Origin of the sequence: Micromonospora sp. WMMD735 (assembly GCF_049178995.1) — a bacterium.
Classification (GTDB): domain Bacteria; phylum Actinomycetota; class Actinomycetes; order Mycobacteriales; family Micromonosporaceae; genus Micromonospora; species Micromonospora wenchangensis.
Genome location: NZ_JBMHMJ010000002.1, coordinates 6,870,870 through 6,886,057 on the forward strand (window position 1 = coordinate 6,870,870; position 15,188 = coordinate 6,886,057).

12 protein-coding genes are annotated in these 15,188 nt (G+C 73.3%); 4 read left to right on the forward strand and 8 right to left on the reverse strand.

Annotated elements, in window-relative coordinates; genetic code table 11:
- Window positions 1-70: 70 nt before the first annotated feature.
- From ACN268_RS30165 to ACN268_RS30195, 7 genes are all read right to left on the reverse strand, one after another.
- Window positions 71-853, reverse strand: coding sequence for an anti-sigma factor family protein (locus tag ACN268_RS30165; RefSeq protein ID WP_421486419.1), 783 nt, complete (start codon window positions 851-853; stop codon window positions 71-73).
- The gene (locus tag ACN268_RS30170) at window positions 850-1,554 is read right to left on the reverse strand and encodes a sigma-70 family RNA polymerase sigma factor (RefSeq protein WP_088645463.1); all 705 of its coding nucleotides are present in this window, start codon (window positions 1,552-1,554) and stop codon (window positions 850-852) included. The genes ACN268_RS30165 and ACN268_RS30170 overlap by 4 nt, the downstream gene beginning before the upstream one ends.
- Before the next feature lie 82 nt (window positions 1,555-1,636).
- A complete protein-coding gene (locus ACN268_RS30175) occupies window positions 1,637-2,494 on the reverse strand; it encodes a spermidine synthase (protein ID WP_421486420.1) in 858 nt (285 codons plus the stop codon).
- A 28-nt stretch (window positions 2,495-2,522) separates the two neighbouring features.
- On the reverse strand, window positions 2,523-3,488 hold the full coding sequence (locus ACN268_RS30180; RefSeq protein WP_204924024.1) for a hypothetical protein: 966 nt from the start codon (window positions 3,486-3,488) through the stop codon (window positions 2,523-2,525).
- Between the two features lie 87 nt (window positions 3,489-3,575).
- A complete protein-coding gene (locus tag ACN268_RS30185) occupies window positions 3,576-6,050 on the reverse strand; it encodes an AAA family ATPase (protein WP_421486422.1) in 2,475 nt (824 codons plus the stop codon).
- Window positions 6,050-7,198, reverse strand: a complete 1,149-nt coding sequence (locus ACN268_RS30190; RefSeq protein ID WP_421486423.1) for an exonuclease SbcCD subunit D — start codon at window positions 7,196-7,198, stop codon at window positions 6,050-6,052. Before ACN268_RS30190 ends, ACN268_RS30185 begins: the two co-directional genes overlap by 1 nt.
- 12 nt (window positions 7,199-7,210) lie before the next feature.
- Window positions 7,211-8,971, reverse strand: coding sequence for an ATP-binding protein (locus ACN268_RS30195; protein ID WP_421486425.1), 1,761 nt, complete (start codon window positions 8,969-8,971; stop codon window positions 7,211-7,213).
- A 442-nt stretch (window positions 8,972-9,413) separates the two neighbouring features.
- Between ACN268_RS30195 and ACN268_RS30200 the strand changes: the two genes are divergently transcribed.
- Window positions 9,414-10,958: a M4 family metallopeptidase gene (locus ACN268_RS30200; protein WP_421486426.1), complete on the forward strand. Its 1,545-nt coding sequence runs from the start codon at window positions 9,414-9,416 to the stop codon at window positions 10,956-10,958.
- 106 nt (window positions 10,959-11,064) lie between these two features.
- On the opposite strand, the gene ACN268_RS30205 is transcribed toward ACN268_RS30200, so the two are convergent.
- Window positions 11,065-11,850, reverse strand: a complete 786-nt coding sequence (locus ACN268_RS30205) for a pyrimidine reductase family protein (RefSeq protein ID WP_421486428.1) — start codon at window positions 11,848-11,850, stop codon at window positions 11,065-11,067.
- A 150-nt stretch (window positions 11,851-12,000) separates the two neighbouring features.
- Here ACN268_RS30205 and ACN268_RS30210 point away from each other — a divergent pair, with 150 nt between their 5' ends.
- The 3 genes from ACN268_RS30210 to ACN268_RS30220 all read left to right on the forward strand — a co-directional run bounded on the left by ACN268_RS30210 (window position 12,001) and on the right by ACN268_RS30220 (window position 15,179).
- Entirely contained in the window at window positions 12,001-12,546 is a 546-nt protein-coding gene (locus tag ACN268_RS30210) for a plasmid pRiA4b ORF-3 family protein (RefSeq protein ID WP_421486430.1), read from the forward strand.
- A 253-nt stretch (window positions 12,547-12,799) separates the two neighbouring features.
- Window positions 12,800-14,092 (forward strand): ABC transporter substrate-binding protein, encoded by a 1,293-nt coding sequence (locus tag ACN268_RS30215; RefSeq protein ID WP_421486432.1) that lies wholly within the window; start codon window positions 12,800-12,802, stop codon window positions 14,090-14,092.
- Between the two features lie 118 nt (window positions 14,093-14,210).
- Window positions 14,211-15,179 carry a carbohydrate ABC transporter permease gene (locus ACN268_RS30220; protein ID WP_204924032.1) on the forward strand — a complete coding sequence of 323 codons (969 nt, stop codon included), beginning with the start codon at window positions 14,211-14,213 and terminating at the stop codon, window positions 15,177-15,179.
- The last annotated feature ends 9 nt before the right edge of the window (window positions 15,180-15,188 follow it).

The window sequence follows — 15,188 nt, forward strand, 5'->3', positions numbered from 1 at the left end:
CCCCTGCGCCCGGAAAGCCGAAACGGCGTCGGCCCGCAGCGGGCCGACGCCGTTTCCGACGGAAGGTGTCTCAGGGCACGACGGTGACCAGCGGGCTCGCCACGCCGTTGGCGTCCACCGACTGCACCTGCAACTTCGCGATCTCGCCGCGCGGCGCCGAGGTGGACGCCTCCAACTGGAGATCCTGCGGGTTGGCCGTGGTGCCGTAACCCGTCCCCGGCACCGCCCAGGTGGAGACCACCTCGGTGGTGTCGTTCTTGCGGACCACCACCAGCCGGCAGGTGCGCGGGCCGGGCAACCGGGTCAGGTTGAACCCGATCCAGGTGCCGTACTCCTTGCTGTCCAGCCACATCGTGGTCTTCACGCCGGTGCTGCCGTCGGTGGCGTCGAACTGGTCACCCTCGATCTCGGTGCCACCCACCGCCGGCCCCGACCGGGTCGGCTGCGGGCTCGCCGGACCGTCCACCGGCGTGGACCGGCTCGGCTCGGCGACCACCGCGTTGCCACCGCCGACCGTACCGCCGAAGGTGGCGACCCCGATGCCGCTGAGCGCGCCGACCGCCACCACCGCGGCGGCCATCGTCAGCACCTGCCGGAACCGCGCCTTGCGCCGGTGGGTCCGGACCGCCGACAGGGTACGGTCCAGCAGCCGTGGATCCGTCGCGGTCTGCTCCATCGCCATCATCGTCTCGCCGTCGATGTCGGAGAGCAGCCCCACCACCGGGACCATCGTCTCCAACTCGGCGGCGCAGGCCCAGCAGGTGGCGAGGTGTTCCTCGAACCGTTCGGTGTCCTGCACGTCCAGGACGCCGAGCGCGTACGCGGCGACATCCATATGGTCTGCCCGGCTCATTCCGTCACCCCCCTCTCCTGTAGGGCCGTGCGCAGCGCGCGCAGCGCGTAGTAGACCCGCGACTTGGCGGTACCCAGCGGCAGGCCCAACTCCTCGGCCGCCTCCGGCACCGTCCGCCCGCGGAAGTACGTCGCCACCAGGATCTCCCGGTGCGACTGACTCAGCGTACGCAGTGCGTCCGCCACCGTCATGGTGCGCAGCACCCGGTCGGTGCTGTCCGCCTCGGCGAACGCCGTCAGATCCCGGTCGTACGTCTCGGGTGGGCGGGCCTGCTCGCTGCGGTGCTCGTCGATGGCGATCCGCCGGGCCACCGTGACCAGCCAGGGCCGTAGTGAACCCTGCCCCTGCACGCCCAGCCGGTGCGCGTTGCGCCAGGCCCGCAGCAGCGTCTCCTGCACGATGTCCTCGGCGCGTTGCCGGTCACCACCGGTCAACCGCATCACGAACATCAGCAGCGGGCCGGCGTGCTCGGCGTAGAGCAGCCGGACCAGCTGGTCGGAGTGGCTCGCCTCGGGCGTCGTCGCCGGGGCCTGGTGCCGCCCGGGCGTCGATCGCGGGGTCACCGGGCCATTCTGGCGATCGGTGGGACCGGCGTCGACCCCCCGGCTGGACCTCGACGCACGCGACTGCGGCTGAGCCCGGGCGAACATCCACCCTGGCCTGGCCAGTTCACCGTGCAAGCCGGCCGCGACCGCACTCATCCAGACCTCCTGCTGTCCACCGACATCAGCGGGCCCACGGGGAGGGCGCCGACCGTTGATACGGACCGCTCTTCCCAGCGGATCAACGGCGGACCGAAAAAATTCCGGGCGGCGGCGGCAGCGAGTCGGTGGCGTCCGCGTCGGTGACCACGGCGGCACCGGCGACGAACCGGTCCAGCTCGGCACCGGCCAGCACCCGCCCCGGGAACCAGTCCCCGGCCGCGCGCCGGGTCAGCTCCGGCACCGGCGGCTCGACCCGCCCGGCCACCAGCACCAGGTTGCCGTGCCGCCGCCCGCGCAGCACCGCGGCGTCGCCGACCAGGGCGGCCCGGGGCAGCACCTGACGGACCGTGGCCACCTGGGCACGGGTGTGCCGCAACGGCGGCCCGTCGGCCAGGTTGGCCAGGTACCAGCCGGCCGGCGCGAGCACCCGGGCCACCTGTGCGGCGTACTCCGCGCTGGTCAGGTGGGCCGGGGTGCGCGCACCGGCGAAGACGTCGGCGACCACCACGTCGTACGACGCGTCGCGGCTGGACTCCAGGGTGGCGCGGGCGTCGGCGACGCGGACCTTCAGCCTCGGGTCGGTCGGCCAGGGCAGCTCCCGCCGGACCAGCTCCACCAGCGCGCCGTCCACCTCGGCGACCCGCTGCGTCGACCCGGGGCGGGTCGCCTGGACGTACCGGGGCAGGGTCAACGCGCCGCCGCCCAGGTGCAGCACCCGCAGCGGGGCACCCGGCGGGGCGATCAGGTCCAGCGCCGCGCCGAGCCGCCTGACGTACTCGAACTCCAGGTGCGTCGGGTCGGCCAGGTCCACATGCGACTGCGGCGCGTCGTCGAGCAGCAGCGTCCACGAGCGCGGCCGGTCCGGGTCCGGCACCAGCTCCGCCCGGCCGGTGGCCACGTCCACCACGATCCGGTCGTCACCCCGACGGCGGCCCATCAGCGGGTCCCGCCGCTACGGCTGGCCATCAGCGGGTCCCGCCGCTACGGCTGGCCATGGTCAACGCCCGGTGCAGCAGCCGCGCGTCGCCCAGCATCCCGCGCAGCCGCCGCTCCAACCCGGCGATCGGCACCAGGTTCTGCGGCGCGCGCGGGTCCTTGTACGGCGAGGAGGCGAACCGGGGCAGGGTGACCAACGACAGGTCGGCCAGCGCGACCGCGTCCTGCGGTTCGAGGTCCGGCGAGCACTCCAACCGGACGATCCCCGCCCAAGGCGCACCCACCGCCACCGGCAGCCGCAGGTACCACGACCAGCCGCCCCAGGCGGTGCCCAGCCGGAACACCGGGGACCGCTGGCCGGAGCCCAGCCCGGTGACCACGGCGGTGAGCCGGGCGTCGAGATACTGGCTGTGCTGCGTCTTGATGTAGCCCAGGGTGCGCGGCAACTGCCGGCGTGCCCGCAGCGGGCCGTCCACCACCAGCAGGTCCCCGTCGGTGCGGGCCGCGTCGGACACGGCAACCTCCAGGGCGGTCAGCGGGGCCTGCACCGCCGCCGGCAGCTTGCTCAGCTCACCGGTGCCGCCGACCCGGTGCACCGGGTAACGCACCTGCCCGCAGGTCACCTCCTGCGCCGACGGGCTCGCCGTGAACAGCCCCCGCCCCACCCGCGCACCGGCCAGCTCCGCCGCGCCGCGCTCCAGGTCGCAACGGACCACCCCGGCCGCGTACGAGGCGGCGATCCCCGGGTACGAGGCACCGTCCTCCTCGGCCGTCCACACGCTGGCGTCGATCCGGCGCACCCCGTCGACGAGCAGCACCACGTCCGGGGCGGCCACCCCGGAGCGGGGGCCGATCGCCCGCCAGTCCACCGCCGGCAGCTCCACGTCGGTGTCGACCTGGGTGCTGCTCGGCGCGACCGGCCCGCCCGGGGTCGCCTCGAACGACGCCCCGTAGGACGGGTCCCAGGCGTCCACGAACAGCTGCGGCCCGGTCACGTCACCGCCCCACGAACCGACGCCCCACTCACGGGACCCGCCTTTCGTTCGCGACTGCGGGGCTCCGCTGCGCTGCACTCCTCGCGCTCACCGGCCGGTCCGTTCGACGTGGGCCGTGCGGGCGTCCTTGCGGACCTCGAAACGCACCGGGATGCGCTCGGCCAGTGCCGGCACGTGGGTGACTACGCCGACCATCCGGTCGCCCCGGGCGGCCAGACTCTCCAGCGTGGCGGCGACGATGTCCAGGGTGGCCGCGTCGAGGGTGCCGAACCCCTCGTCCAACACGATCGACTCCAGGCTGGCCGCCGTGGTGGACATCCCGGCGAGCTGCTCGGACAGCGCCAGCGCCAGGGCCAGCGACGCCTGGAACGTCTCCCCGCCGGACAGCGTCCGCACCCCCCGGCGCAGTCCCGCGTCGTGGTGGTCGACCACGAAGAACTCGCCCTTGTCGTGGACCAGGTCGTACTGCCCCTGGGACAGCTCCCGCAGGATCCGGGAGGCCCCGTCGACCAGCAGGTCCAGCGCCTCGGCCAGCAGCCACCGTTCGAAGTTGTTGGCCCGCAGGTGCCCGGCCAGCGCCCGCGCCGTACGCGCCTGCCGTTCGTGCTCGGCGCGTTGTTCCCGCAGCTCGACGGCCTGCGCCCGGCGTTCGGTGATCCGCCGCAGGTCGGCCCCGGCCCGCTCGGCGGCCACCGCCACCGCCTGCGCCGGGTCGTCGGCGGGGGGCAGCCCGGCGGCGGTGAGCAGGCCACCGATGCGGTCCTCCACCGCCTCGGCGGCCGACTGCGCCTCGGTCACCGCGGCGACCAGCCCGTCCCGGTCGACCCGTCGCTGCCGGGCCTGCGCGCCGGCCCACTGCACGAGGGTCGTCCAGGCGGCGGCCACGTCGTCCCGGTCGGTGGCCGGCGGGCCGAACCGGGCCAGCCCGTCGCGGGTCGTGTCGAAGTCCCGCCAGGCGGCCCGCAGCCGCTCCTCGGCGGTGTCCGCCGCGCCCCGGGCCCGGCGGGCGGCGTCGCGGCCGGTGCGTACCGCCACCGCCGCCTCGTCCAGGGCCTGCCGCAGCCGGGCGTGCTCGGCGAGCTGGTCGCGCAACGACGCCGGGGTGGCCGCCCCGGCGAGCTGCCCGGCCAGCTCGGTCAGCCGGCCGTGCAGCTGGTCGTGTTGGGCCCGCAGCCGCACCAGCGCCCGTTCCTGCTCCCGGGCCGCCGCGTCCCGCTCCTCCACCAGCGCCAGCGCGGCCTTGCTGGCCGCCCGCGCCGCCTTGCCGGCTGCGGTGGCCGCGGCCACCGCCGAACCGGCCGGCACCGCCGGCACCCGGTCAACCGGCTGCTCGCAGACCGGACAGGTCCCGCCGTCGACCAGGTGCGCCCGCAACGCGACCGCCTGGTCGACGGTCTTGGCCTCCTCGTGCGCCCGGAACGCCGCCTCCAGTCCGGCCTCGGCCCGCGCCGCCGCCTCCCGGGCCGCGCCGAGCGCCGTCGTCGCCGCGTCGTGCCTGGCCTGCGCCGCGTCGAGAGCCGCCCGGAGCGTGTCCGCCTCGCCGGTCAGCCGTTCCGCGTCGGCGTGCGCCCGCAGCAGCAGCCGCAGCGCGCTCTCGTCGCCCGCGCCGGCCAGCTCGCCGCGTAGCTTCTCCTCCTGCTCCTCGGCCAACGCCACGGTGCGGGTCGCCGCGTCGACCGCCTCCCGCGCCGTGCTCACCGCGCGGGCCACCTCGGTCACCCCGGTCGGGGCCCGCACCCCGGCCAGCCCGGCCAGGTCGGCGTCGAGCGCGGCCAGCGCCGCCGTCGCCTCACGCGCCGCCGCCCGGGCCCGCTCCCGCTCCGGTACGGCCGCCGCGACCGCCGCCGCCAGCTCCCGCACCCGGTCGACCCGGTCGGACGCGGCGGCCAACGTCTCGTCGTCGACGTCGGTCAACCCGGCGAGCATCCGGGCGACCGCCTCCAGCTTCGCCTCGGCCTGCCCGGCCCGTTCGGTGGCCCGCTTCTGCACGTTCTCGTAGACGCCGAGGCCGAGCAGGTTGACCAGGATCTGCTGCCGGGTGGCCGGCTTGGCGTGCAGGAAGTCGGCGAACTGCCCCTGCGGCAGCACCACGCAGGAGGTGAACTGCTCGTACGGCAGCCCGACCGCGTCCAGCACGGCCGGTTCCATCTCGGCCGGGGTGCCGGCCAGCACCTCGCCCAGGTCCTCCGGGCTGAGCCCGGTGTCGAGCTTGGTCACGTCGAACCCGGGCGGCATCAGTTGCAGCCCGGCGTTGGCGGTCTTGACCGCGCCCCGGCCGTCGCGGCGGACCACCCGGGTCGCCACGTACCGGTCGCCGGCCGACTCGAAGACCAGCCGGACCCGGGCCTCCACCGCCGACGGGGCGAGCGCGTTGGCCAGCCCCCGCGCCCCACCCCAGCGGGGCACCGCACCGTAGAGGACGAAGCAGATTGCGTCCAGCACCGTCGATTTGCCCGAGCCGGTCGGCCCGACCAGGGCGAAGAAGTCGGCGTCGGTGAAGTCGACGGTGGTCTCGTCGCGGAAGACGGTGAAGCCGGCCAGGTCCAGCCGCATCGGTCGCATCAGCGCTCCACCTCCTCCAGCAGCTCGTCGAAGAGGTCCCGGACCCCGTCGTCCTCGTGGCCCCGGCTGCCCAGGTAGTCGGCGAACAACTCCCGGGGCGAGCGGCCGGCCCGCTGGGCGACCCGGGTGCCGCTGCCCGGCGTGGGCAGCAGCTCGGGGTCGATCCGGATCTCCAGCGCGCGGGGGAACAGCTCCTGCACCTCCTCCCGCAGTCCGGCCCGGGGCTGTTCCCGGACGAACACCCGCAGCCAGCCCTCCGGCGGGTCCGCGGCGGCCAACTGGGCGAGCGTGCCGCGGACCGTGCGCAGCGGCACCGCCGCCGCCACCGGCACCTCCCGGATCCGGGCGGCCGAGGTCGCGCCCACCTCGACCAGCGTCACCGAGCAGACGTTCTCCTGCTCGCCGAAGTCGACGGCGATCGGGCTGCCGCTGTAGCGGATCGGGCACGGCCCGATCACCCGCTGCGAGCGGTGCAGGTGCCCCAGCGCCACGTAGTGCGCGGTGCCGGGGAAGACCGACGCGGGCACCGCGTACCCGAGGACGGTGTGCGCGTCGCGTTCGCCGCCGCCGGTGCTCGCCCCGACGACGGTGAGGTGGGCGGTGACCAGGTGCACCCGGTCCGGCTCGGTGAACCCCTCGGTCAGCTTCTCCAGCACCCGGCCGAGGTGGTCGGCGTAGGTCTGGGTGGCCTCGGCGGCGGTCAGCTCGTACATCTCCACCGCGCGGACGGCGTACCGCTGGGACAGGAAGGGCAGCGCGGCGAGCTGCCAGCGTTCGCCCGCGGCGGTGACCCCGTCGACGACGTGTTCGGCCGGGTTGTCCCGGACCCCGCCGCGCAGGGTGATGCCGGCCGCCTCCGCCCAGGGGCGCAGCGCGTCGAGGGCGTTGCCGTTGTCGTGGTTGCCGCCGATCGCCACCACGTCGGCCCCGGTCCGCCGCAGCGCGGTCAACGCCCGGGTGACCAGCCGGGTCGCCTCCGGGCCGGGGGCGGCCGTGTCGTAGAGGTCACCGGCGACGATGACCAGGTCGGGGCGTTCGGCGTGGGCGATCTCGATCACCCCGGCGAGCACCTGCTTGTGCTCCTCGGCCCGGGACTGCCCCTTGAGGACCTTGCCGACGTGCCAGTCGGAGGTGTGCAGGATCTTCATGCGGCCGGCCCCCTAGAACGGAATGTCGTCGTCGACGCCGCCCGAGCCGACCACGGCGAACGGGTCGATCGCGCCGGTGATCGAGCGCAGCGTCTCCGACGGGGCCCGACCGGCCTCGGACACCCGGGTCGCCCAGGCGGGGAAGGGGAACTCCAGGCACAACGGGACCGGGATGTCGGGCTGGTTGACGAACATGGTGCCCGGCTTGGCCAGCAGGGCGCGTTGCCGCTGGGCCGGCGGGAGGAAGCCGTACTCCGGGCGGGACGCCTCGGCCGGGTCGAGCCGGCCGACCACCCGGATCGCCGAGTTGGTGACGATCCGCCGCTCGACCTCGCTGGCCGTCTGCTGCGCGCCGACCAGGATCACCCCGAGCGAGCGGCCGCGCTCGGCGATGTCGAGCAGCACCTCCTTGATCGGGGAGGAGCCCTCGCGGGGGGCGTACTTGTTCAGCTCGTCGAGGACGACGAAGAGCAGCGGCTTGGCGGTGCCGGCCTTCTCCTTGCGTTCGAACTCGCCGCGCAGTGTCACGCCGACCACGAAACGCTGCGCGCGGTCCGGCAGGTTGTGCAGGTCGACCACGGTGACCTGGGCGCTCTCGGCGGTGTTGATGGAGTGCGGGCGGCGGGTCGCCAGGTCGCCCCGGATCAGCCGGCCGAGGTCCTTCTTGCTGCCGATCAGCCGGCGGGCGAACGCGTTGACCGTGCCCAGGCCGACCGCGCTGCCCGCCCAGTCGCCCCGGGTCTCGTCGTCGTTGAGCTGCTCGACGACGTGGTCGACCAGGTCGGCGTAGGAGCCGAGGCGCACCCCGTCGACGCTGACCCCACCGTCGGCGGGCTGGGCGTAGCGGGCCAGGTGGGCGGTGACCGAGTGCACCACCATCGTGTACTGCTGGCGTTCGTCGTCGGCGTCGGCGAAGACGTACGGCAGGAGGCGGTCGGCACAGAACTCGCTGAGCGTCCAGTAGAAGGCGTCGACGCCGGTGAGCCGGCTGCTCACGTCGGGGGTGCCGGAGGCGTCGCCGACCCGGGGCGGGGCGTACACCCGCACGTCGGGGAACGCGCCGGCGGCCAGCCCCAGCCTGGCGTACGCGGCCCGGGTGGTGTCGTCCAGGCGGGCGTTGGGGTGGTCGAGGAAGAGCAGGTCCTCGCCCTTGACGTTGAAGATCAGCGCTTTGGCGTTGACCGCGTCGCCGCCGAGCACCCCGGAGCGGAACACCGAGTAGAGCAGGAAGGTGGCGAAGCTGGTCTTGGTGGCGACCCCGGAGATGCCGGAGATCGACACGTGTGCGCCCCGACTGCCGTCGAGGAAGTCGGCGTTGAGGTAGACCGGCACGCCGTCGCGGCCCATCCCCATCGGGATGCGCCGTTCCATCCGGTCGAAGTGCAGCGCGCGGGCGCGGGCGTCGCCCTCGGCCCGGTGCACGGTGGCGCCCGGCGCGGGCGGCACGTACAGCTCGGGGTCGACCCGGGTGGTGGTGATCTCGGCGGCCTCCTGCACCTGGGCCGGGAGGGTGCCGTCGGCGATGGCGAAGACGTCCGACTCGAACTGGGCGCCCTCGTGCCGGGCGCGGACCTGGGTGACCACCCCGGCGATGGTGACCGGCTCCCGGTCGGGCAGGTCGCGCCGGGTGACCACGACGTCGTCGAGTTGGAGGTAGCTGCCGGGGGAGACGGCCGTCCAGAACTGCAACGGGGTGGCGTCGGCGGTGCCGAGCACCCGGCCGACGGGCTCGCCGGGGCTGTCGATCCGGCCGTCGGTCCGGTCGTCGGTCATCCGCGGGCTCCGGTCAGCTGGTCGTCTCGGTCAGGGCGCACGCCCTGCATCCTGCCCGAGGAGTGCGACAGGTTGCCACGCGACGCGGCGGACGCCACCGGCGGGCCGCCGTCGACGTCCGGCCGACCACCGCCGTGACCGCCGTTTTGGTGACCGCAGGGGACGGTGCGGTCACCATCGGTCGACTTTTTCCCGCGCGGTGGGGGCGTTTGCGCAGGTGGCGGGCCCGGCGGAAATCCGGGGAAAAAAATCCCCGCGCAGGGCGTGACAGAAACCGACCGGTTGGGCTCAGAATAGCCACAGCTGACATCGAGGATCTTCTTGCTTCGGTGCCGGCCGTCACGTCCGTAACCTGCGGACACGTGACCGGCCCACGGTGAAGGACCGGCGGGCCGCCGTCAGTCGGCACCCCCCCGACTGTCCCTGTGGAGGCAGAACCCCCATGCGTCGAACCCCCCTGCTGAGCGGCCTCGCCACGGCCGCCCTCCTGGCCACCGCCGTCACGGTGCCCACCGCGGCCACCGCCGCGCCCGCCGGCCCCGCAGCCGACCCGTTCACCCGCGCGGTCGCCCAGCTCAAGGCCCACTCCGGTGCCGGCCTCGCCGCCGACGGGCAGACGTTCACCCCGCGCAACGTGGTGACCGACGCCGACGGCACCGAGCACGTCCGGCTCAACCGCTACTCCGACGGCCTGCCCGTCCTCGGCGGCGAGGTGGTCGTCCACCTCGGCAAGGGCGACTCCTGGCGCGGCGCCACCCACGGCCTCGCCAACGCCCCGCAGCGTTCCCCGAAGGCCAAGGTCAGCGAGGCCGCCGCCAGCAAGATCGCCTTCGCCGCGTCGACCGCCACCGGCCGCTCGGTCGCGGGCGCGCAGCTGGTCTTCGACGCCGGTGCGACCGCGACCGCCCTCGCCTACGAGGTGGTGGTGGGCGGCACCCACGCCGACGGCACCCCGAGCGAGCTGCACGTGCTGGTGGACGCCACCACCGGCGCGGTCCGCGACTCGTGGGAGGGCGTGCAGCGGGAGGGCACCGGCAACACCTTCCACTCCGGGTCGGTCTCGGTCGGCAGCACCCAGTCGGGCAGCACCTACCAGCTCACCGACGCGGCCCGGGGCAACCACCGCACCTACGACCTCAACGGCCGGACCTTCGGCACCGGCACGCTGGTCGCCAGCGCCACCAACGTGTTCGGCGACGGCACCCTGAACAACCGGCAGACCGCCGCCGCCGACGCCGCCTTCGGCGCGCAGAAGACCTGGGACTACTACAAGAGCGCGCACGGCCGCAACGGCATCCGCAACGACGGTGTCGGCGCGTACAGCCGGGTGCACTACAGCAGCAACTACGCCAACGCCTTCTGGCAGGACTCCTGCTTCTGCATGACCTACGGCGACGGCGGCTCCGGCTGGTACCCGCTGACCTCGCTGGACGTGGCCGGGCACGAGATGACCCACGGCGTCACCAGCAACACCGCCGGGCTGCGGTACAGCGGCGAGTCGGGCGGCCTGAACGAGGCCACCAGCGACATCTTCGGCACCCTGGTCGAGTTCTACGCGGCCAGCGCCAAGGACCCGGGCGACTACCTGATCGGCGAGAAGCTGCGCAGCACCGGCACCCCGCTGCGCTACATGGACAAGCCCTCCAAGGACGGCAAGTCGGCGGACTGCTGGAGCAGTTCGGTGGGCGGCCTGGACGTGCACTACTCCTCGGGCGTGGCGAACCACTTCTTCTACCTGCTCGCGGTGGGTAGCGGCACCTCGTCGTACGGCACCAGCACGACCTGCAACGGCACCACGGTCGCCGGCATCGGCAACACCAAGGCCGGGGCGATCTGGTACCGGGCGCTGACCCGCTACATGACCTCCACCACCAACTACAAGGGCGCCCGGACGGCGACCCTGTCGGCCGCGACCGACCTGTACGGCGCGACCAGCGCCGAGTACAAGGCCGTCGCCGCCGCCTGGGCGGGCGTGAGCGTCAGCTGACCCCCGGGGCCGGCGGCGACCCGCCGGCCCCGACGTCCTCGACGCGGGGCGTGGGCACACCGACCGGGTGGCCCACGCCCCGCGCCGTGTCCGGGGGAGGGCGACGTCAGCCGACGGGCGCGGCCCCGGCGGTGCCGACGCCGGGCGCGTCGCGGGCGTACCGCAGCATGAGTACGCCGTCGGCGGCGGCCAGCGTGTGCCGCAGCGGCAGCGGGCGGGGCGGGCTGGCCGGGCCGGCCGTGATCCGCCCCGGGCCGGCCCCGGCCAGCAGCGGGGCGACGGTGACGCAGAGTTCGTCGACGAGGTCGGCGGCGGTGAGCGCGCCGAACAGGTGTGGGCCGCCCTCGCAGAGCAGTTGTCCCAGGCCCCGCTCGCGCAGCGCGGCCAGGCCGGCGGCGAGGTCGACGTCGTCGCGGCCGACCCGGACCAGGTCGACGACGTCGGTGAGGCCCGGCGGAGCGACGGCCGTCGCGGTGGTCACCACCACCGGGCGCACCGGCGCGTCGGCGAACGCGGCCTGGGTCGGGTCGAGCCGCAGCGACCGGGAGACGACCGCCAGCGTCGGGTACTCGGCCAGCCCGTGCGCGCGTCGCCAGGCCCGGCGTTCCGGGCTGAGCCGCACCGCCTTGTAGCCCTCGTGGCGCAGCGTGCCGGCGGCCACCAGCAGCCCGTCGCAGAGCATCCGGAGCAGGCCGAAGACGCGCTTGTCCGGCTCGCTTGACAGGCCGGCGGAGTAGCCGTCCAGGGTGACCGCGCCGTCGGCGCTGGCCACGAAGTTGACCCGCAGCCGGGGGGTGTCGGCGCGGGCGTAGAGCGCGGTCAGTGCCGCGTCGTCCAGCGGGCCGTCGGCGGGTGTGGGCCAGATCCGCCGGATCGGGATTCCGACGCTCATTCGCCGGCCGGACCGGTGACCGGAGGGGTGGGTGCGGGGGTACGGTGCTGGCAGTCGCACCACTTCCGGCCGGGGCAGTCGTCGTGCCGCCGCTGTCGGCACGCTCGGCAGATCATGCCGGCAGCCTATGCGGTGGGTGGAGGGGGCAACATGTCACGTCAGATCTTCCAGCTGAAGGTGTCCCTCACCGGGGTGCGCCCGTCGGTCTGGCGGCGGGTGCTGGTCCCCGGCGGCTACACCCTCGACCGGCTGCACCGGGTGGTGCAGCACGCGATGGGCTGGCGGGACTGCCACCTGCACGCGTTCGAGATCGACGGGGTGCAGTACGGCGAACCCGACCCGGACGCCGAGCCGGTGGTGCACGACGAGCTGGACACCCGGCTGGACGCGGTCGCCGGCAAGGGCAGCCGGTTCGGCTACGTCTACGACTTCGGTGACTGGTGGGAGCACGAGCTGGTGGTGGAGGACGTCCTCGCCGCCGACCCGGACGAGCGTTACCCGAGCTGCCCGCAGGGGGCGCGGGCCTGCCCGCCGGAGGGGGTCGGTGGCCCGGCCGGTCAGCTCCTGCTGCTGGCGGCGCTGGCCGATCCGCACCATCCGGAGCATGTCACGATGCGGGACTGGGTGGGCCCCGGGCACGACCCGGCGGCGTTCGACGCCGGGCGGGCGACCACCCTGCTGCGCCGCTTCTGTTGATCTGCGTCCCCGCCGGGGGTCATCACATCAGGCGCGGTAAACGCGATAGCTGGTAACGATCTGGGAACGCTCCCAACGGTCTATTGACACCCCCGACACCTCCCGGCAATCTCATGGGAGCGTTCCCAAGGGCGTGGCGCGGATCACCCGCGACCCTCCCGGACCGATCGGCGATCACCGCCGGACCGGCCAGGACGTGCGACAGCACCCCCCACCACACACCACCCAGCCTCACCATCGAAAAGGGGTCAGGATGAGCGTCACCACGCGGCGTAACCGGTTCGCGGTCGCCGCCCTGGCCGCAGTAACCGCCATCGGCGGTCTCGCGGCCTGCGGCAAGGACGACGAGCCTAAGGAGGCCGGCGGCAAGCCCAGCAAGCTGGTCGTCGACACCTTCGGCGAGTTCGGATACGACGAGATCGTCAAGCAGTACGAGAAGGACACCGGTATCAAGGTTGAGCTGCGCAAGACCGCGCAGCTCAACGAGTACCGGCCGAAGGTGGTCCGGGCGCTCGCCACCGGCAAGGGCGCGGCGGACGTGACCGCCCTCGAAGAGGGCATCCTCAACGAGTTCAAGACCAACCCCGCGAACTGGGCCGACCTCGCGCCGCTGATCGCCGACCACAGCAAGGAATACCTGCCGTGGAAGTGGGAGCTGGGCAAGGCGGCGGACGGCCGGCTGATCGGCCTGCCCACCGACGTCGGCAGCCTCGGCGTCTGCTACCGCAAGGACCTGTTCGCCGCGGCCGGTCTGCCGACCGAGCGGGACCAGGTGGCGGCGCTCTGGCCGGACTGGAACGCCTTCATCGAGACCGGCAAGAAGTACCGGGCGGCCACCAACAAGGGCATGATCGACTCGGCCACCACCGCGGCCAGCGCGGTCATGGTGCAGCAGGGCGGTGACCTGTTCTACGACAAGGAGGACAACGTCATCGCCGACAAGAGCGCGGCGGTGAAGACCGCGTGGGACACCGCGGTCGCGATGTCCGACGCGAAGATCTCCGCGAAGAGCGCCACCTGGTCGCCCGAGTGGTCGGCCGGCTTCAAGCAGGGCACCTTCGCGGCCACCTTCTGCCCGTCGTGGATGCTCGGTATCGTCGCCGACAACTCCGGCCCGGAGAACAAGGGCAAGTGGGACCTGGCGCCGGTTCCCGGCGGCGCGGGCAACTGGGGCGGCTCCTGGCTGGCCGTGCCGGCCCAGAGCAAGTACCCCAAGGAGGCGGCCAAGCTCGCCGAGTACCTGACCAACGCGAAGAGCCAGGTCGAGGCGTTCAAGCTCAAGGGCCCGCTGCCGACCAACCTCGAGGCGCTGAAGAACCCGGAGTTCACCAGCTACACCAACGAGTACTTCAGCGGTGCGCCGACCGGCAAGATCTTCGGTGAGAGCGTCGAGAAGATCCAGCCGCTGCACCTCGGCCCGAAGCACCAGGCGATCAAGGAGAACGCGTTCGAGCCGGCCCTGCGCTCGTACGAGAACGGGCAGTCCCCCAAGGACAAGGCCTGGGAGCAGTTCCTCAAGGACGCCAAGACCCAGGGCGCCTTCTGATCACTGCACCACCACCGGCGGTGGCGTCCGGGCATGTCCCGGGCGCCACCAATGGCGTCCCCCCGTTCCACGTACCGCCCGCCTCACCGGCCCCGCCGGAGCCGGGAAAGGACCCCGCATGAGCCTCTCGGCCACGACGGCGCCGCCGTCGCCCAGCGCACCACCCCCCACACCTCCCCGGCGGCGCAGCCGGGCGATCACCCTGAACCGCCTCGACCTGAAGCTCTCGCCCTACCTCTACATCGCGCCGTTCTTCGTGATCTTCGGCATCTTCGGGTTCTACCCGATGCTGCGCACCGCGTGGATGTCGCTGCACGACTGGGACCTCATCGGCGACCACAGCTTCATCGGGTTCGACAACTACACCCGGCTGTTCACCGACGAGTACTTCTGGAACGCCACGATCAACACGTTCGGCATCTTCATCCTGTCGACGATTCCGCAGTTGCTCCTGGCGCTGTTCCTGGCCACCATGCTCAACCGCACCTTCCTGCGGGCCCGGACGCTGTTCCGGATGGCCATCTTCATGCCCAACGTGGTCTCCGTCGCCGCGGTGGCGATCGTCTTCGGGATGCTCTTCCAGCGCGACTTCGGTCTGATCAACTGGGTGCTCAGCCTGGTCGGCGTCGACGCGGTCGACTGGGACGCCCAGAAGTGGAGCTCCTGGACGGCCATCGCCTCCATGGTCAACTGGCGGTGGACCGGCTACAACACGCTGATCCTGCTGGCCGGCATGCAGGCCATCCCGAAGGACCTCTACGAGGCCGCCGCGATCGACGGCGCGAACCAGTGGAAGCAGTTCTGGCGGATCACCCTGCCGATGCTGACCCCCACCTTCGTCTTCGTGGTCACCCTGTCCACCATCGGTGGGCTCCAGCTCTTCACCGAGCCGCTGGTCTTCGGCAACGGCAACATCATCGGTGGCGACCAGCGCGAGTTCCAGACCCTGGCGATGTACATGTACGAGCTCGGTATCGAGAACCTCAGCTCCGCCGGCTACGGCGCAGCGGTGGCCTGGGCCATGTTCGTCATGATCGCCCTGGTCTCGCTGGTGAACTTCCTGCTCGTCCGCCGTTCGGTGAAGTGAGGACCGCGC